The 22,235-nt window shown below is 58.1% G+C and carries 18 protein-coding genes; 13 read left to right on the top strand and 5 right to left on the bottom strand.

What is annotated here, in order from left to right:
- The first annotated feature begins 72 nt into the window (after positions 1 to 72).
- Both AD668_RS20985 and AD668_RS20980 read left to right on the top strand, forming a co-directional pair.
- Positions 73 to 2,532, top strand: coding sequence for an EAL domain-containing protein (locus AD668_RS20985; RefSeq protein WP_053161792.1), 2,460 nt, complete (start codon positions 73 to 75; stop codon positions 2,530 to 2,532).
- A gap of 78 nt (positions 2,533 to 2,610) precedes the next feature.
- Positions 2,611 to 3,372, top strand: a complete 762-nt coding sequence (locus tag AD668_RS20980) for a TenA family transcriptional regulator (protein ID WP_371259830.1) — start codon at positions 2,611 to 2,613, stop codon at positions 3,370 to 3,372.
- Positions 3,373 to 3,505: 133 nt separating this feature from the next.
- Here AD668_RS20980 and AD668_RS20975 read toward each other — a convergent pair whose 3' ends face one another.
- The 5 genes from AD668_RS20975 to AD668_RS20955 form a co-directional block, all read right to left on the bottom strand.
- The gene (locus AD668_RS20975; protein ID WP_053161788.1) at positions 3,506 to 4,432 is read right to left on the bottom strand and encodes a GGDEF domain-containing protein; all 927 of its coding nucleotides are present in this window, start codon (positions 4,430 to 4,432) and stop codon (positions 3,506 to 3,508) included.
- 371 nt (positions 4,433 to 4,803) lie between these two features.
- On the bottom strand, positions 4,804 to 5,544 hold the full coding sequence (locus tag AD668_RS20970; RefSeq protein WP_053161787.1) for a YciK family oxidoreductase: 741 nt from the start codon (positions 5,542 to 5,544) through the stop codon (positions 4,804 to 4,806).
- Between the two features lie 105 nt (positions 5,545 to 5,649).
- Positions 5,650 to 6,321 carry an N-acetylmuramic acid 6-phosphate phosphatase MupP gene (mupP, locus tag AD668_RS20965; RefSeq protein ID WP_053161785.1) on the bottom strand — a complete coding sequence of 224 codons (672 nt, stop codon included), beginning with the start codon at positions 6,319 to 6,321 and terminating at the stop codon, positions 5,650 to 5,652.
- Positions 6,322 to 6,325: 4 nt separating this feature from the next.
- Positions 6,326 to 7,024, bottom strand: a complete 699-nt coding sequence (ubiG, locus tag AD668_RS20960; protein WP_053161783.1) for a bifunctional 2-polyprenyl-6-hydroxyphenol methylase/3-demethylubiquinol 3-O-methyltransferase UbiG — start codon at positions 7,022 to 7,024, stop codon at positions 6,326 to 6,328.
- A gap of 59 nt (positions 7,025 to 7,083) precedes the next feature.
- A complete protein-coding gene (locus tag AD668_RS20955; RefSeq protein ID WP_053161781.1) occupies positions 7,084 to 8,418 on the bottom strand; it encodes a TRZ/ATZ family hydrolase in 1,335 nt (444 codons plus the stop codon).
- Between the two features lie 107 nt (positions 8,419 to 8,525).
- On the opposite strand from AD668_RS20955, the gene mtnA reads away from it, so the two are divergent.
- The 11 genes from mtnA to AD668_RS20905 all read left to right on the top strand — a co-directional run bounded on the left by mtnA (position 8,526) and on the right by AD668_RS20905 (position 22,123).
- The gene (gene mtnA / locus AD668_RS20950) at positions 8,526 to 9,602 is read left to right on the top strand and encodes an S-methyl-5-thioribose-1-phosphate isomerase (protein WP_053161779.1); all 1,077 of its coding nucleotides are present in this window, start codon (positions 8,526 to 8,528) and stop codon (positions 9,600 to 9,602) included.
- 373 nt (positions 9,603 to 9,975) lie between these two features.
- Positions 9,976 to 12,630, top strand: coding sequence for a DNA gyrase subunit A (gyrA, locus tag AD668_RS20945; protein ID WP_053161777.1), 2,655 nt, complete (start codon positions 9,976 to 9,978; stop codon positions 12,628 to 12,630).
- Between the two features lie 247 nt (positions 12,631 to 12,877).
- Positions 12,878 to 13,963, top strand: coding sequence for a 3-phosphoserine/phosphohydroxythreonine transaminase (gene serC / locus AD668_RS20940; RefSeq protein ID WP_053161775.1), 1,086 nt, complete (start codon positions 12,878 to 12,880; stop codon positions 13,961 to 13,963).
- Positions 13,963 to 15,057 (top strand): prephenate dehydratase, encoded by a 1,095-nt coding sequence (gene pheA / locus AD668_RS20935; protein WP_027620100.1) that lies wholly within the window; start codon positions 13,963 to 13,965, stop codon positions 15,055 to 15,057. Before serC ends, pheA begins: the two co-directional genes overlap by 1 nt.
- A 12-nt stretch (positions 15,058 to 15,069) precedes the next feature.
- On the top strand, positions 15,070 to 16,182 hold the full coding sequence (gene hisC, locus AD668_RS20930) for a histidinol-phosphate transaminase (protein WP_053161773.1): 1,113 nt from the start codon (positions 15,070 to 15,072) through the stop codon (positions 16,180 to 16,182).
- 28 nt (positions 16,183 to 16,210) lie between these two features.
- Complete coding sequence (locus tag AD668_RS20925) at positions 16,211 to 18,418, top strand: bifunctional prephenate dehydrogenase/3-phosphoshikimate 1-carboxyvinyltransferase (protein WP_053162105.1); 2,208 nt, start codon at positions 16,211 to 16,213, stop codon at positions 18,416 to 18,418.
- Positions 18,415 to 19,104 (top strand): (d)CMP kinase, encoded by a 690-nt coding sequence (gene cmk, locus AD668_RS20920; protein WP_053161771.1) that lies wholly within the window; start codon positions 18,415 to 18,417, stop codon positions 19,102 to 19,104. Before AD668_RS20925 ends, cmk begins: the two co-directional genes overlap by 4 nt.
- 120 nt (positions 19,105 to 19,224) lie before the next feature.
- A complete protein-coding gene (rpsA, locus tag AD668_RS20915) occupies positions 19,225 to 20,919 on the top strand; it encodes a 30S ribosomal protein S1 (RefSeq protein ID WP_047527094.1) in 1,695 nt (564 codons plus the stop codon).
- Positions 20,920 to 21,131: 212 nt separating this feature from the next.
- Positions 21,132 to 21,410 (top strand): hypothetical protein, encoded by a 279-nt coding sequence (locus AD668_RS29100; RefSeq protein ID WP_082344540.1) that lies wholly within the window; start codon positions 21,132 to 21,134, stop codon positions 21,408 to 21,410.
- Positions 21,411 to 21,559: 149 nt separating this feature from the next.
- On the top strand, positions 21,560 to 21,856 hold the full coding sequence (gene ihfB / locus AD668_RS20910; RefSeq protein ID WP_003369729.1) for an integration host factor subunit beta: 297 nt from the start codon (positions 21,560 to 21,562) through the stop codon (positions 21,854 to 21,856).
- A gap of 27 nt (positions 21,857 to 21,883) precedes the next feature.
- Positions 21,884 to 22,123, top strand: coding sequence for a lipopolysaccharide assembly protein LapA domain-containing protein (locus AD668_RS20905; protein ID WP_053161769.1), 240 nt, complete (start codon positions 21,884 to 21,886; stop codon positions 22,121 to 22,123).
- The last annotated feature ends 112 nt before the right edge of the window (positions 22,124 to 22,235 follow it).

Raw genomic sequence — 22,235 nt, 5'->3', positions numbered from 1 at the left:
CAATCGCGACCTAGGCTAGCTGTAGCGATTTCGCCCGGATGGCGAGCAAGCAGTGCTAAAGCAAGGGACCTCATGAATCAAGTGCGGACACTCGGAACGCCACGGCTGCTGGGCATCGTCTGGCCATTTATCGCCGTCGTGATATTTCAGGCCCTGCTGGGTGGCGTCAGCCTTTATGTGCTGTCGGCGGTACGTGGCTATGTTGCCGGGGAAAGCCTGTGGTCCAAAGGCCAGAAAGACGCCATCTATTACCTCAATCTCTACGGCGACAGCCGTGATGAGGCGATTTTCCACAAATACCAGAACGCCATTTCGGTGCCTCAGGGAGGCCACGAGTTGCGGGTGGCCCTGGACCATCAACCACCGGATATCGAAGCAGCGCGCATAGCCATCCTCAAGGGAGGCAATCATCCCGACGATGTCTCCAGCCTGATCTGGCTGTACCTCAATTTCCGGCACTTCAGTTATCTCGAGAAAGCTATTGATCTCTGGACGCTCGGGGACTCGTATCTGGTCCGGCTTGATGATGTAGCCCGGGAGATGCATCAGGGCATTACCGCGAATCGGGCATCGCAAGCCGATATCCAACGCTGGAAGGAACAGATTCTCACCATCAACGAAGGCGTGACTCCAGCCGCAAAAGCCTTCAGCGATGCGCTGGGTGAAGGTTCGCGGATGATACTTCGTCTGCTGCTATGGACGAATCTGGCCACTGCACTGGGTTTGATCGTGCTGGCGCTGATGCGCACCCATAAACTGCTCAAGCAACGTCATGCTTTTGCCGACGCGTTGCAACTGGAGAAGGACCGGGCGCAGATCACACTGCAATCGATTGGCGACGGAGTCATCACCACGGATGTCTCGGGCGCGATTGCCTACATGAACCCGGCCGCTGAGGCGTTGACCCATTGGAAAGCCGAGCAGGCAACGGGATTGCCGCTGGCAGCATTGTTCAACCTGCTGGATGACAATGCCCAGGCCGACGGCTTTACGTTGATCGAGCACATTTTGAGCGGCCAACTCAGTGGAGGTAGCGAGCATTCCAAGTTGATTCAGCGTCTTGATGGCAGCACGGTGTCGGTCACGCTGGTCGGTGCGCCTATCCGCAACGCCGGCAAGGTCAGCGGAGCGGTGCTCGTGTTGCACGACATGACTCAGGAGCGGCAATACATCGCCAATCTGTCCTGGCAGGCAACCCACGATGCCTTGACCGGCCTTGCCAATCGCCGCGAGTTCGAATATCGCCTGGAGCAGGCGCTGCACAATCTGACGCGCTACTCAGGGCGACATGCCTTGATGTTCCTCGATCTGGATCAGTTCAAACTGGTCAACGATACCTGTGGGCATGCGGCGGGTGATGAGTTGTTGCGACACATCTGCGCGTTGTTGCAATCGGGATTGCGCGAAGGCGATACCCTGGCCCGCCTGGGCGGCGACGAATTCGGCATCTTGCTGGAAAACTGTTCGTTGGAGGTCGCTGAAAAAATTGCCGAGAGCCTGCGCCAGACGGTGCAAAACCTGCATTTCGTCTGGAAAGGCCGGCCATTCGTGACCACTGTGAGCATCGGGTTGGTGCACGTCGCGCAGAGTCCGACCACGCTGGAAGCCTCGCTACGTACCGCGGACATGGCCTGTTATATGGCCAAGGAAAAGGGGCGTAACCGGGTTCAGGTCTATCATCCGGACGATTCTGAACTGTCCCTGCGCTTCGGCGAAATGGCCTGGGTGCAGCGCCTGCACATGGCATTGGAAGAGGACCGCTTCTGTCTCTATGCCCAGGAGATCGCGCCCCTGGGTCACATTGACAAGGACGGCGGGCATATAGAGATTTTGCTGCGTTTGCATGACGAAGCGGGGCGCATGATTCTGCCCGACAGTTTCATTCCTGCCGCTGAGCGTTATGGCCTGATGAGTTCGCTTGATCGCTGGGTCGTGCAGAACGTGTTCAAAATCATTGCCCAATGCCAGGCCGAGCAGCGCCCGGGGCCGTTGGCCATGTGTGCGATTAATCTGTCAGGCACGACGATTGGAGACGAGGCGTTTCTCGACTTCCTGCGGGAACAGTTCGTTACTTATTCGATTCCGCCTGAAATGATTTGTTTTGAAATTACTGAAACCAGCGCCATTTCAAATCTTGGCAGCGCAATCAGATTCATCAATGAACTCAAAGGCTTGGGTTGTCATTTTTCTCTGGATGACTTTTGCGCCGGAATGTCCTCATTCGCGTATCTGAAACATTTGCCTGTAGACTTCCTGAAGATCGACGGGAGTTTCGTAAAGGATATGCTGGACGACCCGATTAACCGAGCCATGGTCGAAGTGATCAATCACATCGGCCATGTCATGGGTAAGCGCACGATAGCCGAGTTTGTCGAAACGCCCCAGATTGAGCAGGCCTTGCTTGAGATCGGGGTGGATTATGCTCAAGGGTATGTGATTGAACGCCCGCATCCGTTTACCTGCGACAGTTTACAGAGTCGTCCTGCCAGGCCTCAGCCTTTGCTGCTAAAGGCGCCTGGCACGTTCCGTTGAAATCTCTCGCCGATCCTGACAATCACAATCAAAAGGAGCTCGACAGTGATCGACACATTCAACAGAACCGGACCCCTCATGGAAGCTGCAAGTTATCCCGCCTGGGCCCAGCGCCTGATTCAGGATTGCAGCGAGAGCAAGCGCCGGGTTGTCGAACACGAACTGTATCAACGCATGCGAGATAACAAGCTCAGTGCGAAGACCATGCGTCAGTACCTGATCGGTGGCTGGCCGGTGGTCGAACAGTTCGCGTTGTATATGGCACAAAACCTCACCAAGACCCGTTTTGCCCGTCATCCTGGCGAGGACATGGCGCGCCGCTGGCTGATGCGCAACATTCGCGTGGAATTGAACCATGCCGATTATTGGGTGCACTGGAGCCGCGCTCATGGAGTCAGCCTGGAAGATCTGCAGGCGCAACAGGTTGCACCTGAGCTTCACGCCCTGAGCCATTGGTGCTGGCATACAAGCTCAGCGGATTCGCTGATTGTCGGCATTGCTGCCACCAACTACGCCATTGAAGGGGCGACCGGCGAATGGTCGGCGGTGGTCTGTTCCAATGGCATCTACGCCGCATCGTTTGCCGAGGAAGATCGCAAACGCGCGATGAAGTGGCTGAAGATGCATGCCCAGTATGACGATGCCCATCCATGGGAAGCCCTGGAAATCATCTGCACATTGGCAGGCATGAACCCCAGCAAATCCTTGCAGGTGGAATTACGCCAGGCGGTGTGCAAGAGCTACGACTACATGTACCTGTTTCTTGAGCGCTGCATGCAGTTGGAGCACGCGGAAAAAGCGTTGGTGGTCCGTGAGCGTCCGGAACTGGCCGAAAGCTGATCCGATCGCTTGAAACAACCGTGGGGGCGAGCCTGCTCGCGATGGCGGACTGTCAAACAACATCATTGTTGAATCTCAGATCGCTCTCTCGAGCAGGCTCGCTCCCGCAATGATTAAAGCGTAGGCCAAAGGCTCAGCCTGCCATCGTCAGCCGATTGCGTCCTTCGCGCTTGGCCACATACATCGCGCTGTCGGCACGTCGCAACAAGCTGTCGGCAGATTCACCTGGTAACAAGGTCGAGCAACCAAGGCTGACGGTCAGTTCGATCGGATGTCCATCGACCTGGTAATCCTCAGCTTGCGTTGCAAACCTCAATCGCTCACCAACCATCGCCGCGGCTTCGCGGGTGGTGTTTGACAGCAGAATCAAGAACTCTTCGCCACCATAGCGGAACACCATGTCTACGTTACGCAGTTGGTTCTTGATTGAAGCGGCAACTGCCTTGAGCACTTCATCACCGGCACTGTGCCCGTAGGTGTCGTTGACTCGCTTGAAATGGTCGATGTCCAGCATCAGCAGCGATAACGGTTGCAGGTGGCGCCGGGAAAGCTCGATCTCCCGTTGCAGGGTCTGATCCATGGCGATGCGGTTGCCAGTGTCTGTCAGCGGGTCGCGCAATGCGCTTTGGGTGGCGGCACGATAAAGAAGTGCATTGCGCATCGGGAAGAGCAGCGCGGCCAGCAGCGATTCCAGATGGGCCTGTTCCGGTTCGCTGAATCGCTGATTGCGACGAAAAACCAGCTCACCCAGGTGTTCGCCTTCGTGGCTGAGGCAATAGCTGATGGAGTGATGGCCCCTATGGCCGAAATCCAGGCGCAAGTCGCTGCTTTTGTGTTGATAGCTCAAGGCGTCCAGCGGCACGATGCGCTGAACTTCGCGAAAGAAAATTCCGAGAATGCGTTGTGGCTCAAGACTGGTTTGCAGCTGCACGTTCAGTTGCTGGCGCAATTGCGCGAGGTTGACCGGCCTCTCCAGAAAGGGAGGCTGTTGACCAAAGCCCAGGCGTTGCAATTTGGCGCTATCAAAGTCAATTGCGTTGGTCTGGGAAGGTGGTTTCATAAGGCGTGCGCCCCCTAAGCAGCAAGACTGTCTTACAAGCTGGGTGAGAGCGGCTTTGAGCTGCGCGTCGTACTGGTCCGTCAGTCCCGTAGGACATTTCTTACAAGTCTAATCCGCTTTGCTGAAGATGAGTAACTCATCACCTCAAGCACTGCCCATCTGCTTTCACGTTGCCTGTTGAGCAAACTTAGAGCGAAAGTCGTGCCATTCGGTTCCAGTGAATAAAATTTGAATTAAATCAATTAGATACATGAAGTAGGCAGTGCCGCTTCAGTCAGGCGTGGCATTTCTTTGACAGTAAAAGCCCCGTTTCAGGGGATTTCTCCCCCCGCGACGAAAATTCGCCGCAAGGGGGAAGCGACACACGGCACTTACTGAGCGTTAAAAGCCTGGCCGTTGACGCCGGTACTGTCTGGGCCCATCAGGTACAGGTAGACCGGCATGATCTCTTCGGGCGTCGGATTATTCAGCGGGTTTTCCCCAGGGTAAGCCTGGGCGCGCATGCTGGTTCGGGTTGCGCCGGGGTTGATGCTGTTGGAGCGCACTGGCGCCACGGTGTCGACTTCGTCGGCCAGGGTTTGCATCAGGCCTTCGGTGGCGAATTTCGAAACGCCGTAAGCGCCCCAATACGCCCGACCTTTTCGCCCGACACTGCTGGAGGTGAATATTACCGAGGCATCCCGGGACAGCTTGAGCAGCGGCAACAGTGTACTGGTGAACATGAACATGGCGTTGACGTTGACTTGCATGACACGCATGAAGTTTTCGCCGGAGAGCTGTTCGATTGGCGTGCGCGGGCCGATGATCGACGCGTTGTGAAGCAAGCCGTCGAGATGGCCGAACTCGGTTTCGATCATCGCGGCCAGTTCATCGTACTGATGGGGCAGGGCGGTTTCGAGGTTGAACGGGATCACGGCAGGTTGTGGATGCCCGGCAGCTTCGATTTCGTCGTAGACCTGGGTCAGGTTGGCTTCGGTCTTGCCCAGCAACAGAACGGTAGCACCGTGCGCGGCGTAAGTTTTCGCAGCAGCAGCGCCGATGCCGCGACCGGCGCCAGTCACCAGAATGACCCGGTCCTTGAGCAGCTCGGGGCGGGCGGAATAATCAAACATAAAAACCTCAATCCATTAAAAGCTGGAAAAGATCGCAGCCCGCAGCAGCTCCTACGTGGGCGATCGGTGTAGGAGCTGCCGCAGGCTGCGATCTTTTGACGTTGATCAGCAGCTACAGAGGGCGCTATCGAGCACCTTGCGCAACTCCAGCGGATGATCGACCACCACGTCCGCCCCCCAATGCCGCGGATTATCGTCCGGGTGGATATAGCCGAACGTGACCGCAGCCGTCCTGGTGCCGGCATCGCGCCCGGATTCGATATCGCGCAGATCGTCGCCCACAAACAACACGCTGGCCGGATCGAGGTCGAGCATCTTGCAGGCAAGGATCAGCGGCTCTGGGTCCGGTTTGCTGTTCTTCACATGATCCGGGCAGATCAGCAGCGCCGAGCGCTCGGCCAGCCCTAGTTGTTGCATGATCGGTTCAGCGAAGCGCAGTGGCTTGTTGGTGACCACGCCCCAGATCAGGTTGGCTTTCTCGATATCCGCCAGCAGTTCGCCCATGCCGTCGAATAACTTGCTGTGAACGGCGCAACCCACGAGATAACGTTCCAGGAACTCCAGGCGCAACTCTTCGAACCCTGGAGATTCCGGGTCCATGGCGAAGGTCACTGCGACCATCGCCTTGGCGCCGCCGGAGATCTCGTCACGGATGTGTTTATCGTTGATGGGTGGCAAGCCACGGTCGGCACGCATGGCCTGACAAATCGCGATGAAGTCCGGCGCGGTGTCGAGCAGGGTGCCGTCCATGTCGAAAAGAACTGCTCTGATTGGCATTGGCTTACTCCTCGCGCAGGGTCTGGATCATGTAGTTGACGTCCACGTCGGCCGCCAGTTTGTAATGCTTGGTGAGAGGGTTGTACGTCAGACCGATGATGTCCTTGACGGTCAGGCCAGCCATGCGACTCCAGGCGCCGAGTTCGGAAGGGCGGATAAATTTCTTGAAGTCGTGAGTGCCGCGCGGCAACAGCTTCATGATGTACTCGGCACCGACGATGGCGAACAGATAAGCCTTCGGGTTGCGGTTGATGGTGGAGAGGAACACCTGGCCACCAGGCTTGACCATGCGAAAGCAGGCGCGGATCACCGAGGATGGGTCTGGAACGTGTTCGAGCATTTCCAGGCAGGTGACTACGTCGAACTGTTCGGGCATCTCCTCGGCCAGGGCTTCGGCGGTGATCTGCCGGTACTCGACGCTCACGCCGGACTCCAGTTGATGCAGTTGTGCGACTGCCAGCGGCGCTTCGCCCATGTCGATGCCCGTCACCGTTGCGCCTCGCTGCGCCATGGCTTCACTGAGAATGCCGCCGCCGCAACCAACGTCGAGGACCTTCTTGCCGGCCAGGTTGACGCGCTCGTCAATCCAGTTGACCCGCAGCGGGTTGATGTCGTGCAGCGGTTTGAATTCGCTTTCGCGGTCCCACCAGCGATGGGCCAGGGCCTCGAATTTGGCGATTTCGGCGTAGTCGACGTTGCTCATGGTTTAAGTCCTCGAAAAACTTGAAAAATTCTGTTGCCCCGGCGTTCGGTCCGGGGGGCTTACGATTCGGTGCGGCCGCTGATGCGCTGGCCCCAGGCCTTGGCGGTAGCGCTGAGTTGCTCTTCATCCATGCGTGTCAGGCGATGGTCGTCGAGCAGTTGTTTGCCTGCGACCCAAAGGTGTTTTACGCAGTTCCGGCCGGTGGCATATATAAGCTGCGACACCGGGTCGTACACCGGTTGCTGGGCCAGGCCGGAAAGATCGAATGCCACGATGTCCGCGGCCTTGCCGATTTCCAGCGAGCCGACCTCGGCCTCGATCCCCAGCGCCCGGGCGCCATTGAGTGTGGCCATGCGCAGGGCGCGATGGGCGTCAAGTGCGGTGGCGGAACCGGCGACGGCCTTGGCCAGCAGGGCGGCGGTGCGGGTTTCGCCCAGCAGGTCGAGGTCATTGTTGCTGGCCGCGCCATCGGTGCCGATTGCGACATTGACCCCGGCCTGCCACAGACGCTCGACCGGGCAGAAACCGCTGGCCAGCTTCAGGTTCGACTCCGGGCAATGAATCACATGGGTGTTGCTTTCTACCAGCAGTTGCAGGTCTTCATCGCTGATCTGGGTCATGTGAACGGCCTGGAAGCGCGGCCCCAGCATGCCCAGTCGCGCCAATCGGGCCAGCGGGCGTTCACCGCGCTGTTCGACCGATTGCTGCACTTCGAACGCGGTCTCGTGCACGTGCATGTGGATCGAGGCGTCCAGCTCCTCGGCGATCACGCGGATTTTTTCCAGGTTTTCATCGCCCACGGTGTAGGGCGCATGGGGGCCGAACGTGATCTTGATGCGTTCGTGGTGCTTGAGGTCGCCGAACAGTTCGACACCCTGACGAATGGCGTCGTCCGCGGTGCTGGCGCCGGGGATCGGGAAGTCGAGGATCGGAATGGCGATCTGCGCGCGGATACCGCTGTTGTGCACGCGTTCGCTGGCAACTTTCGGGAAAAAGTACATGTCGGAAAAACAGGTGATACCGCCCTTGAGCTGCTCGGCAATGGCCAGGTCTGTGCCATCGCGCACGAACCCCTCGTCGACCCATTTGGCTTCCGCAGGCCAGATGTGGTTTTCCAGCCAGGTCATTAGCGGCAGGTCATCGGCCAGCCCGCGGAACAGGCTCATTGCTGCGTGCCCGTGGGCGTTGATCAGGCCGGGGCTGAGCAGCACGTCAGGCAATTCGCGAATTTCGGTTGCGTTAAGCTTAAGGGCAGCGGAACGTGGGCCGATAAATACGATGCGTCCGTCACGGATGCCCACGCCATGCTCTTTGAGGACAACACCAGCGGGTTCGACGGGTACCAGCCAGGTCGGCAGCAATAACAGGTCGAGCGCAGCGGCAGTGTTCGGCATCGAAGGTGGGTTCCAGTGCTTTTGTAAAGGATGGCGAAGTATACCCGAGCGTCTTGGCGGGGGGATCGCTATAATCGGCCGCTTTGTTACTGAGTACGGGGTGTGGGATGCGCGATCGACTGTTGGCTGCGGAAAAGGTTAAGGCCATCGATTGGCGTGACGGTGCCCTGTATCTGCTGGATCAGCGCATTTTGCCGTTCGAGGAAACCTGGATTGCCTACACCAGCGCGGCTGGCGTGGCTGAGGCCATTCGTTCGATGGTGGTGCGTGGTGCCCCGGCGATTGGCATCAGCGCAGCCTATGGCATTGTACTCGCGGCCCGGGAGCGGATTGCCGAGGGTGGCGACTGGTACGCGGCGCTGGAAGAGGATTTTGCGCTGCTGGCCGATTCCCGTCCCACGGCAGTCAACCTGTTCTGGGCACTGGGTCGCATGCACGACCGGCTTGATCGCTTGAAAGAAAATGCCGACCCGCTCGTGGCGCTGGAAGCTGAAGCCATCGCCATTCACGAAAGTGATCGCGAGGCCAATCTGACCATGGCGCAGTTGGGTGTGGACCTGATCCGCAAACATCAGGGCAACGCCCAGACCATCCTGACCCACTGCAATACCGGCGCGCTGGCAACCGGCGGCTTCGGTACCGCACTGGGCGTGATTCGCGGGGCATTCATCGAGGGCATGGTCGAGCGCGTTTATGCCGACGAAACCCGTCCATGGTTGCAAGGTTCGCGGTTGACTGCGTGGGAACTGGCCAACGAAGGCATTCCCGTGACCCTCAACGCCGACTCCGCTGCCGCCCACATCATGAAGACCAAGGGCATTACCTGGGTGATCGTCGGAGCCGACCGGATCACCGCCAATGGCGACGTGGCGAACAAGATTGGCACCTATCAACTGGCGGTCAACGCCATGCACCATGGCGTGCGCTTCATGGTCGTGGCGCCGAGTTCGACTATCGACATGCAACTGGCCAGCGGCGACGACATTCCGATCGAAGAGCGTGACGGTCGTGAACTTCTTGAGGTTGGCGGCAAGCGGGTCGGGGCGGATGTCGATGCCTTCAATCCCGTGTTTGACGTTACCCCGGCAGACCTGATTGATGCAATCGTCACTGAAAAAGGCATCGTTGAACGCCCAGACACCGCGAAAATGGCGCAGTTGATGTGCCGTAAGCGTCTGCATTAAAGGAATGTTGTGTCTGAAAGGCCCCATCGCTGGCTTGCCAGCGATGGGGCCTTGAAAGTCAATAAACATCCGCAAGCCAAGCCTCATATCTGCATTCAAAGAAGCTCTAAGCTTCTCTCGTCTCCTTCAAGCCTGTCACCGGTCAACTAACTACTCTCCATGCGCGTCTGGGGGATAGGTGCGTGGCGGCTCTTGTGATAACATCCGGCGGTTTCCAGGGTTGCCCGAAGTGGCGACCCGTACTGCGCAGATCCATGGCATAACTCGTTGATTTGTCGTAAGTCGGTGCATGGCACTCAGCCTGTATCGGCGAGCTTCGTTGGTCCCATATGGATGTGACGAAGTTTCACCAGAAAAAGGAATCAGGCTTCTCATGGGCGAACTGGCCAAAGAAATCCTCCCGGTCAATATCGAAGACGAGCTGAAGCAGTCCTACCTCGACTACGCGATGAGCGTAATTGTCGGGCGGGCACTGCCGGATGCGCGCGATGGCTTGAAGCCCGTGCACCGGCGTGTGCTGTTCGCGATGAGCGAGTTGGGCAACGACTTCAACAAGCCGTACAAGAAATCTGCCCGTGTTGTCGGTGACGTGATCGGTAAGTATCACCCGCACGGTGATACCGCGGTGTACGACACCATCGTTCGGATGGCGCAGCCATTCTCCCTGCGCTACCTGCTGGTAGACGGCCAGGGCAACTTCGGTTCGGTGGACGGCGACAACGCTGCTGCCATGCGATACACCGAAGTGCGCATGACCAAGCTGGCGCACGAGCTGCTGGCCGACCTGCATAAAGAAACCGTGGACTGGGTGCCGAACTACGACGGCACCGAAATGATCCCTGCGGTCATGCCGACCCGTATTCCCAACCTGCTGGTCAACGGCTCCAGCGGTATCGCCGTGGGCATGGCGACCAACATTCCGCCGCACAACCTCGGTGAAGTCATCGACGGTTGTCTGGCGCTCATCGACAATCCCGAGCTGACTGTCGACGAGCTGATGCAATACATCCCCGGTCCGGACTTCCCGACCGCCGCGATCATCAACGGTCGCGCCGGCATCATCGAAGCCTACCGCACCGGTCGCGGCCGCATTTACATGCGCGCTCGCTCGATGATCGAAGACATCGACAAGGTCGGTGGCCGTCAGCAGATCGTCATCACCGAGCTCCCGTACCAGCTGAACAAGGCGCGTCTGATCGAGAAGATCGCCGAGCTGGTAAAAGAGAAGAAGCTTGAAGGCATCACCGAATTGCGCGACGAGTCCGACAAGGACGGTATGCGCGTCGTGATCGAACTGCGTCGCGGTGAAGTGCCTGAGGTGATCCTCAACAACCTCTACGCCCAGACCCAACTGCAAGCGGTGTTCGGTATCAACATCGTCGCGCTGATCGACGGCCGTCCGCGGATCCTGAACCTCAAGGACCTGCTGGAAGCTTTCGTTCGTCACCGTCGCGAAGTGGTTACCCGCCGTACCGTGTTCGAACTGCGCAAAGCGCGTGAACGTGGTCACATTCTGGAAGGTCAAGCGGTTGCCCTGTCGAACATCGACCCGGTCATCGCCCTGATCAAGGCCTCGCCAACGCCGTCGGAAGCCAAGGAAGCGCTGATCAGCACCCCTTGGGAATCCTCGGCCGTGGTGGCGATGGTTGAACGCGCCGGTGCCGATTCGTGCCGTCCGGAAAACCTCGATCCGCAATACGGTCTGCGCGAAGGCAAGTACTTCCTGTCGCCAGAGCAGGCACAAGCCATTCTGGAACTGCGTCTGCACCGTCTGACCGGTCTGGAACACGAGAAACTGCTGGCCGAGTATCAAGAGATCCTCAACCAGATCGGCGAGCTGATCCGCATCCTCAACAGCGCCACGCGCCTGATGGAAGTGATCCGCGAAGAGCTGGAAGTGATCCGCGCCGAATACGGCGATGTGCGTCGCACCGAGATCCTCGATGCCCGTCTCGATCTGACCCTGGGTGACATGATCCCGGAAGAAGAGCGCGTCGTGACCATTTCCCACGGTGGCTACGCCAAGACCCAGCCCTTGGCTGCGTACCAGGCCCAGCGTCGTGGCGGTAAAGGCAAGTCGGCGACCGGCGTCAAGGATGAGGACTACATCGCTCACCTGCTGGTTGCGAACAGCCACACCACGCTGCTGCTGTTCTCCAGCAAGGGCAAGGTGTACTGGCTGAAAACCTACGAAATCCCTGAAGCGTCCCGTGCTGCCCGTGGTCGTCCGCTGGTCAACCTGCTGCCGCTGGATGATGGTGAATACATCACCACCATGCTGCCGGTCGAGGAATACACCGAAGGTCACTACATCTTCATGGCCACCGCTAACGGCACCGTGAAGAAGACCCCGCTGGAATCCTTCAGTCGTCAGCGCAGCGTTGGCCTGATCGCGCTGGAACTGGATGAAGGCGACGTGCTGATTTCCGCGGCCATCACCGATGGCGAGCGCGAAGTCATGCTGTTCTCCGACGGCGGCAAGGTGACTCGCTTCAAGGAATCCGATGTTCGCGCCATGGGCCGTACCGCCCGCGGTGTGCGCGGTATGCGTCTGCCGGAAGGCCAGAAGCTGATTTCCATGCTGATCCCGGAAGAGGGCAGCCAGATCCTCACTGCTTCGGCGCGTGGCTTCGGCAAGCGCACGGCGATCACCGAGTTCCCTGAGTACAAACGTGGCGGTCAGGGCGTTATCGCCATGGTCAGCAACGAGCGTAACGGCCGTCTGGTCGGTGCGGTCCAGGTGCTCGATGGCGAGGAAATCATGCTGATTTCCGACCAGGGCACCCTGGTGCGCACCCGTGTCGACGAAGTCTCCAGCCTGGGTCGTAATACCCAGGGCGTGACCCTGATCAAACTGGCCAGCGACGAAACGCTGGTCGGTCTGGAGCGGGTTCAGGAGCCGTCGGAAGTCGAGGGTGAAGAGCTGGAAGGTGAAGAGGGTGAAGGGTTTGTCGGTGAAGTCGTGATCGACGACGTTGCCGAAGACCAGCAACTCGACGCTGCCGCTGACGAAGAACCGCAAGAGTAAGCGGGTAAAAAGGGGGGCGGATGAAAATTCGCCCCCTTGTTGTTTGTCCCTTTGGAATATTGATGACCCTGTAGGAGCGAGCATGCTCGCGATGGACGTTAACGATGGCGCGGGTTTACTGATTAAGCGCGACGCCCTCAAGTACATCGCGAGCATGCTCGCTCCTACAGTTGATCGTTCCGCGCCATGCGAAAAGCGATCACCCCGTATTATTGCGTGATACCACCAAATCAGAGCGAGATTGGATGTGAGCAAGAGAGCCTATAACTTCTGTGCCGGTCCTGCGGCGCTTCCCGAAGCTGTTCTGAAGCGCGCCCAGGGTGAGCTTTTGGACTGGCACGGCAAGGGTCTGTCAGTCATGGAAATGAGCCATCGCAGTGATGAGTTCGTGTCCATAGCCACCAAGGCCGAGCAGGATCTGCGTGATCTGCTGAATATCCCGTCGAACTATAAAGTGCTGTTCCTGCAAGGCGGCGCCAGCCAGCAGTTTGCTCAGATTCCTCTGAACCTGTTGCCGGAAAACGGCTCTGCCGACTATATCGATACCGGTATCTGGTCGCAGAAAGCCATCGAAGAAGCTTCGCGCTACGGCAATGTCAACGTGGCTGCGACCGCCAAGCCCTACGATTACTTTGCCATTCCAGGCCAAAACGAATGGAAGCTGTCGAAAGACGCAGCCTATGTCCATTACGCGCCGAACGAAACCATCGGCGGTCTTGAATTCCAATGGATTCCGGAAACCGGTGACGTCCCATTGGTGGCCGACATGTCTTCGGACATTCTGTCGCGCCCGGTGGATGTTTCGCGGTTCGGCATGATCTACGCCGGCGCCCAGAAAAACATCGGTCCGAGCGGCGTCGTGGTCAATATCGTTCGCGAAGACCTGCTGGGTCACGCCCGTTCCATTTGCCCGACCATGCTCAACTACAAGGTCGCGGCCGATAACGGCTCGATGTACAACACCCCGCCAACCCTGGCCTGGTACTTGTCCGGCCTGGTGTTTGAGTGGCTGAAAGAGCAGGGCGGTGTCGAAGCCATCGGCAAGCTCAATGAAGTGAAAAAGCGCACGCTCTACGATTTCATCGATGCCAGCGGCCTTTACAGCAACCCGATCAACGAGCCGGACCGCTCGTGGATGAACGTGCCGTTCCGCCTGGCAGATGATCGTCTGGACAAGCCGTTCCTGGTGGGTGCCGACGAGCGTGGGCTGTTGAACCTCAAGGGTCACCGTTCGGTAGGCGGCATGCGCGCCTCCATCTATAACGCCGTGGACATCGTTGCGGTCAACGCACTGGTTTCGTACATGGCAGAGTTCGAGAAGGAACATGGCTAATGTCTGAGCAAGAACTCAAGGCACTGCGCGTTCGCATTGATGCTCTGGACACCAAGGTCCTGGAGTTGATCAGCGAGCGCGCACGCTGCGCCCAGGAAGTTGCGCGAGTAAAGATGGCCTCGCTGGCCGAAGGCGAAGTGCCGGTGTTCTATCGTCCTGAGCGTGAAGCTCAGGTGCTCAAGCGAGTCATGGAGCGCAACCAGGGGCCGTTGGGCAACGAAGAGATGGCGCGGCTGTTCCGCGAAATCATGTCTTCGTGCCTGGCGCTGGAGCAGCCGCTGAAAGTGGCTTACCTTGGTCCTGAAGGTACATTCACCCAGGCGGCGGCCATGAAACACTTCGGTCACGCCGTGATCAGCAAGCCGATGGCAGCCATTGACGAAGTGTTCCGCGAGGTGGCGGCCGGTGCGGTGAATTTTGGCGTGGTCCCGGTGGAAAACTCCACTGAAGGCGCGGTCAACCACACCCTCGACAGCTTCCTCGAGCACGACATGGTGATCTGTGGCGAAGTCGAGTTGCGTATCCACCATCATCTGTTGGTCGGAGAAAACACCAAGACCGACAGCATCAGTCGCATCTACTCCCACGCCCAGTCCCTGGCCCAGTGCCGCAAGTGGCTGGACGCCCATTACCCGAATGTCGAGCGCGTGGCGGTGTCCAGCAACGCCGAAGCGGCCAAGCGGGTCAAGGGTGAGTGGAACTCGGCGGCAATTGCCGGTGACATGGCGGCGGGCTTGTACGGCCTGACCCGATTGGCCGAGAAAATCGAGGATCGCCCGGACAACTCCACGCGCTTCCTCATGATCGGTAATCAGGAAGTGCCTCCGACTGGCGACGACAAGACGTCCATCATCGTTTCGATGAGCAACAAGCCGGGTGCGCTTCACGAGTTGCTGGTGCCGTTTCACGACAACGGCATCGACCTGACCCGGATCGAGACGCGTCCTTCGCGCAGCGGTAAATGGACCTACGTGTTCTTCATCGACTTCGTCGGCCACCATCGTGACCCGTTGGTCAAAGGTGTGCTGGAAAAGATCAGTCAGGAAGCAGTGGCACTCAAAGTGCTGGGTTCCTACCCGAAAGCAGTTCTTTAAAGGGCGATAGCAATGAGTGGCAATTTCCTCGCTCTGGCACAGCCGGGCGTGCAACAACTTTCCCCTTACGTTCCCGGCAAGCCCGTGGACGAACTGGCGCGTGAGCTGGATCTCGATCCGGCCAGCATCGTCAAACTGGCAAGCAACGAAAATCCGCTAGGCGCCAGCCCCAAGGCATTGGCGGCTATTAGCAATGCACTGGCTGAGCTGACCCGTTATCCGGACGGCAACGGTTTTGCGCTCAAGAGCCTGTTGGCCGAGCAATGCCGAGTCGAGCTGAGCCAGGTGACCCTGGGTAACGGCTCCAACGACATTCTGGAATTGGTTGCGCGCGCCTACCTGGCGCCGGGCCTGAATGCCGTTTTCAGTGAGCATGCGTTTGCGGTTTATCCAATCGCGACTCAAGCCGTCGGCGCACAGGCCAAAGTGGTTCCGGCCAAGGATTGGGGGCACGACCTGCCAGCAATGCTGGCGGCCATCGATGCCAATACCCGCGTGGTCTTCATCGCCAACCCGAACAATCCGACCGGGACCTGGTTCGGCGCCGAAGCGCTGGACGAATTCCTGCAGGATGTTCCGGAGCATGTGCTGGTTGTATTGGACGAGGCCTACATCGAATACGCCGAAGGCAGCGACCTGCCGGACGGTCTGGACTTCCTGGCGGCTTATCCGAACCTGCTGGTTTCCCGCACCTTCTCCAAGGCTTATGGCCTGGCGGCCTTGCGTGTGGGTTATGGCTTGTCGACGCCTGTGGTCGCCGATGTGCTGAACCGCGTGCGCCAGCCGTTCAACGTCAACAGCCTGGCCTTGGCCGCTGCCTGTGCGGCGTTGAAGGATGAAGAGTATCTGGCGCAAAGCCGTCACTTGAACGAGTCCGGCATGCAGCAACTGGAAGCTGGCTTCCGGGAGCTGGGGCTGAGCTGGATTGCGTCCAAAGGCAATTTCATTTGCGTCGATCTCGGTCAAGTCGCAGCCCCGGTGTTCCAAGGCTTGCTGCGCGAAGGCGTGATCGTGCGTCCGGTGGCCAACTACGGCATGCCGAACCACCTGCGCATCACCATTGGCCTGCCGGCAGAGAACAGTCGCTTCCTTGAGGCGCTGACCAAGGTTCTGGCTCGTGGTTGATGTCACTGCACTGCCGTCTGCTGAACCTGTGATCGGCCGCCTGGTAGTGGTCGGTCTGGGGTTGATCGGCGGTTCGTTTGCCAAGGGCTTGCGTGAAAGTGGCCTGTGCCGCGAAGTGGTTGGAGTCGATCTCGATCCGCAGTCGCGCAAGCTGGCGGTTGAGCTGGGTGTGGTGGATCGCTGTGAAGAAGATTTGGCGCTAGCTTGCCAAGGTGCTGACGTGATTCAGTTGGCGGTGCCAATTCTTGCCATGGAAAAAATGCTCGGCCGTTTGGCCGGCATGGATCTGGGGCAAGCGGTTTTGACTGACGTCGGCAGCGCCAAAGGCAACGTAGTACGTGCCGCGACTCAAGCATTTGGCGGCATGCCGTCGAATTTTGTTCCCGGGCATCCGATTGCCGGTTCCGAGCAAAGTGGCGTAGAGGCCTCCAACGCCGATCTGTTCCGTCGCCATAAAGTGATCCTGACTCCGCTGGCGCAAACCGATCCTGCAGCCCTGGCAGTAGTCGACCGTTTGTGGCGCGAGCTGGGTGCCGATGTCGAGCACATGCAGGTCGAGCGTCACGACGAAGTGTTGGCGGCAACCAGTCATCTGCCGCACTTGCTGGCATTCGGTTTGGTCGATTCACTGGCCAAGCGCAATGAAAATCTTGAGATCTTCCGTTACGCTGCGGGCGGTTTCCGCGATTTCACAAGAATCGCTGGAAGCGACCCGGTCATGTGGCACGACATCTTCCTCGCCAACCGCGAAGCTGTACTGCGCACACTCGATACATTTCGCAGCGACCTCGACGCCTTGCGCGACGCGGTCGATGCAGGGGATGGGCACCAATTGTTGGGCGTTTTCACTCGCGCCCGGGTTGCCCGCGAGCATTTCAGTAAAATCCTGGCCCGCAGGGCCTATGTGGACGCTATGAATTCCAACGATCTGATTTTCCTGGCTCAACCTGGTGGCCGCCTGTCCGGTCGGATTCGCGTACCAGGTGACAAATCGATTTCCCACCGTTCGATCATGCTCGGCTCCCTGGCCGAAGGCGTCACTGAAGTCGAAGGCTTCCTCGAGGGCGAAGATGCCCTGGCGACCTTGCAGGCGTTCCGTGACATGGGCGTCGTGATCGAAGGTCCGCACCACGGTCGCGTGACCATTCACGGTGTCGGCCTGCATGGCCTGAAGCCTGCGCCGGGCCCGATCTATCTGGGTAACTCCGGTACTTCGATGCGTCTGCTGTCCGGCCTGCTGGCTGCGCAGAACTTCGACAGCACCCTGACCGGCGACGCCTCGCTGTCCAAGCGCCCAATGAATCGCGTGGCCAATCCACTGCGTGAAATGGGTGCCGTGATCGAAACCGCCGCCGAAGGGCGTCCGCCGATGACCATTCGAGGGGGGCACAAGCTCAAGGGTTTGACCTACACCATGCCGATGGCCAGCGCCCAGGTTAAATCCTGCCTGCTGTTGGCCGGTCTGTATGCCGAAGGCACGACCACCGTGACCGAGCCTGCGCCGACCCGCGACCACACCGAACGCATGCTGCGTGGCTTCGGCTACCCGGTCAGCGTCGATGGCGCCACCGCATCGGTTGAGTCCGGCAACAAACTGACGGCCACTCATATCGAAGTGCCGGGCGACATCTCGTCTTCGGCCTTCTTCCTGGTGGCTGCATCCATCGCCGAAGGTTCGGAGCTGGTGCTGGAACACGTTGGCATCAACCCGACCCGTACCGGTGTCATCGACATCCTGCGACTGATGGGTGCCGACATTACTCTGGAAAACCAGCGTGAAGTCGGTGGCGAACCGGTCGCAGACCTGCGTGTACGTGCAGCTAAACTTAAAGGTATCGAAATTCCCGAAGAGCTGGTGCCATTGGCAATCGACGAGTTCCCGGTACTGTTCGTAGCAGCAGCCTGCGCGGAAGGGCGTACCGTACTGACTGGCGCAGAAGAGCTGCGGGTCAAGGAGTCGGACCGTATCCAGGTCATGGCTGACGGCCTGCTGGCGCTGGGCGTCAAGTGCGAGCCAACCCCGGACGGTATCATCATTGATGGTGGCTCGATCGGCGGCGGCGAAGTACATGGTCACGGCGACCACCGGATTGCGATGGCCTTCAGCGTTGCTTCACTGCGCGCGACCGCGCCCATCCGCATCCATGATTGCGCCAACGTCGCGACGTCGTTCCCCAACTTCCTCGCGCTGTGCGCGCAGGTTGGCATCCGCGTTGCGCAAGAGGCACAGTCGTGATCAGCATTGCACCGGTCATCACCATCGATGGGCCAAGTGGCTCGGGTAAAGGCACGGTAGCCGGGATACTGGCCAGGCGTCTGGGCTGGAACCTGCTGGACTCCGGTGCGCTGTACCGACTGCTGGCGTTCGCTGCGCATAACCATGGCGTGGATCTGACCAACGAAGAATTGCTGAAGAAACTTGCCGCTCATCTGGATGTTCAGTTCATTGCAGCGACCGAAGGTCAGTTGCAGCGAATCATTCTGGAAGGTGATGAAGTCAGTGATGTCATCCGCACCGAAAGTGTCGGCTCCGGAGCCTCCCAGGTGGCTGCGCTGCCGGCTGTGCGTGAGGCGTTGCTGCAACGTCAGCGTGCTTTTCAGGAAGCGCCGGGCCTGGTGGCGGATGGTCGCGACATGGGAACGGTGGTTTTTCCTGGCGCGCCGCTGAAGATTTTCCTGACCGCCAGTGCCGAGGAGCGAGCGCGTCGTCGATATTTGCAGTTGAAGGGCAAAGTCGAGGGTGTTAGTCTGTCGAGTCTGCTAGATGAGATACGTGCGCGCGATGAGCGTGACACCCAGCGAGCGGTAGCCCCGCTCAAACCGGCGGCTGACGCCATACAGCTGGATTCCACGGAATTATCCATCGAGCAGGTGCTGGAACGCATCATGAGCGAGATCGCCATTCGCGATATCGCCGGGTGACCAAGAGGGCCGCAGGGGACCAGTCATAGTCCTGCGGTGGCTTCTTTTAAATGAAACTAACCCACACCGTCTGGGGTGTGGAGATGGGCGTATTCTTCGCCCTCATCAACAGGAATTAAAATGAGCGAAAGCTTTGCGGAACTCTTTGAAGAAAGCCTAAAAACCCTGAACCTTCAGGCAGGCTCCATCATCACCGGTGTTATCGTTGATATCGATTACCAAGCTCGCTGGGTAACCGTTCACGCTGGCCTGAAGTCTGAAGCACTCATCCCGCTTGAGCAGTTCTACAACGACGCTGGCGAACTGAACATCAACGTCGGTGACGAAGTTCACGTTGCTCTGGACTCGGTTGAAGACGGCTTTGGTGAAACCAAGCTGTCCCGTGAAAAAGCCAAGCGCGCTGAATGCTGGATTGTTCTGGAAGCAGCCTTCGCAGCCGAAGAAGTGGTCAAGGGCGTTATCAACGGTAAGGTTAAAGGCGGCTTCACTGTCGACGTTAACGGCATCCGTGCGTTCCTGCCAGGTTCTCTGGTTGACGTCCGTCCAGTGCGCGACACCACGCACCTGGAAGGCAAAGAGCTGGAATTCAAGGTCATCAAGCTGGACCAGAAGCGCAACAACGTTGTCGTTTCCCGTCGCAGCGTCCTGGAAGCCGAGAACTCCGCCGAGCGCGAAGCTCTGCTGGAATCCCTGCAGGAAGGCCAACAAGTCAAAGGTATCGTCAAGAACCTCACCGATTACGGCGCATTCGTCGATCTGGGTGGCGTCGATGGCCTGCTGCACATTACCGACATGGCTTGGAAGCGCATCAAGCATCCTTCCGAAATCGTCAACGTTGGCGACGAGATCGATGTCAAGGTTCTGAAGTACGATCGCGAGCGCAATCGTGTTTCCCTGGGCCTGAAGCAGCTGGGCGAAGATCCATGGGTTGCTATCAAAGCCCGTTACCCAGAAAGCACTCGCGTTACCGCTCGTGTAACCAACCTGACCGACTACGGCTGCTTCGCTGAGCTGGAAGAAGGCGTTGAAGGTCTGGTACACGTTTCCGAAATGGACTGGACCAACAAGAACATCCACCCTTCGAAAGTCGTACAAGTCGGCGACGAAGTGGAAGTTATGGTTCTGGACATCGACGAAGAGCGTCGTCGTATCTCCCTGGGCATCAAGCAGTGCAAATCTAACCCATGGGAAGATTTCTCTGGCCAGTTCAACAAGGGCGATAAAATCTCCGGCACCATCAAGTCGATCACCGATTTCGGTATCTTCATTGGTCTGGACGGCGGCATCGACGGCTTGGTTCACCTGTCCGACATCTCCTGGAACGAAGTGGGCGAAGAAGCCGTACGCCGTTTCAAGAAAGGCGACGAGCTGGACACCGTTATCCTGTCGGTTGACCCAGAGCGCGAGCGCATCTCCCTGGGTATCAAGCAACTGGAAAGCGATCCGTTCTCCGAGTACGTTCAAGAGAACGACAAAGGCGCCATCGTTAAAGGCATCGTGAAGGAAGTTGACGCTAAAGGCGCCATCATCACTCTGGCCGACGATATCGAAGCGACTCTGAAAGCCTCCGAAATCAGCCGTGACCGCGTTGAAGACGCGCGCAACGTTCTGAAAGAAGGCGAAGAAGTAGAAGCCAAGATCATCAGCGTTGACCGCAAGAGCCGCGTAATCCAGCTCTCGATCAAGTCGAAAGACGTTGAAGACGAGAAAGAAGCTATCCAGAGCCTGCGCGACAAGCCAGTAGCTACGGATGCTCCAGTAGCCACCACTCTGGGTGACCTGCTGCGTGCTGCACAAGCGGAAAAACAGAACTAAGTTCTGACTTTCTGTAAAAAAGGGCGACTTTGGTCGCCCTTTTTTGTGCCTGGAATTTGGTCGGTATTGAAGGAGCAAGAGCAGTGCCCGCTTGAAACAAATCAAGGTGAAAGGTGTCCGATTCTTTAATCGGATCAATCGGTTATTTTGCAGCTACTCTATGGATTACGGTTGGCGAGCTTTCCGTGAGGGTGCCAGGCATAAGGATGCGAATGAATAAGCTCATTGTCGTGATTGCGATACTGGCACTGGCGGGCTGTACTACGAATGTAAAAACTCATGCGGTGCATGGTGTCAGTGGAGTTGAGGTTGATTGTTCCGGGTTGGGTTCAGGCTGGGAGCGCTGTCAAAGGCGTGCGGCGAAAGAGTGTGAGGAAGCGGGTTACCGCGTTGTGGCCAGATCTGATGATGTCAAAGAGGGAGAGAGTTTTCCCCTCGGATTCAATCCTGCCGGCTTGCTGACGCGTAAAATGCTGGTAATTTGCCGATGAAAGTAGCTCGTCCTCTGGTCATTCACTGCTGCTGCACTGAGCCTTTTGGATTGGGAGCCAGATGATAAAACTCGGACTGTTCAAATTCTTTCGGGCGTGCTAAAACCTTTGAAGCGCTGATCTAGCTGCTTGAAAAAGAAGGGAAAAATATGACGAAGTCGGAGTTGATCGAACGAATTGTCACCCATCAAGGGCTGCTTTCATCCAAGGATGTGGAGCTGGCCATCAAGACCATGCTTGAGCAAATGTCACAATGTCTGGCCACTGGGGATCGGATTGAGATTCGGGGGTTTGGTAGTTTTTCCTTGCATTATCGTGCGCCACGGGTCGGGCGTAATCCGAAGACCGGTCAATCGGTCAGCCTGGATGGCAAGTTTGTTCCTCATTTCAAGCCGGGGAAGGAATTGCGGGATCGGGTGAATGAGGATGAGGAGGAGGGGCTTTGATAGTCACCGTAATTCGAGTGTCTGCAAATGCGTAACATCAGGCGTGTATTGATGACGTTGCTCGTCCTGCTGATAGCGTTGCTGATGCTTGTCTTCGCGCTGGAAAATCAGCAATCAGTATCCCTGTTGTTCCTCGGCTGGGCAGGACCTCAGCTTCCTGTATCGCTGTTGATCATCATTGCACTGCTAATCGGTATGCTGATCGGACCCGCGCTTGCATGGATTCTGGCGAGTACGTCGAGGGCTTCACGAAAGCGCTCTGCATGATCGCACGATGAACTGGACGGCGTAGAAAGCTTCAGTCACAGCTTGTCTGCGTACATTAGTAAAACCTTCATTAATCTGTAAAATGCTGCACTTGTCGGATAATGGTGCTCCC

The organism is Pseudomonas sp. P1.8 (assembly GCF_001269805.1).
Classification (GTDB): domain Bacteria; phylum Pseudomonadota; class Gammaproteobacteria; order Pseudomonadales; family Pseudomonadaceae; genus Aquipseudomonas.
The sequence above is the reverse complement of the archived record's forward strand: the minus strand, read 5'-3'. Positions and strand labels throughout refer to the sequence as shown.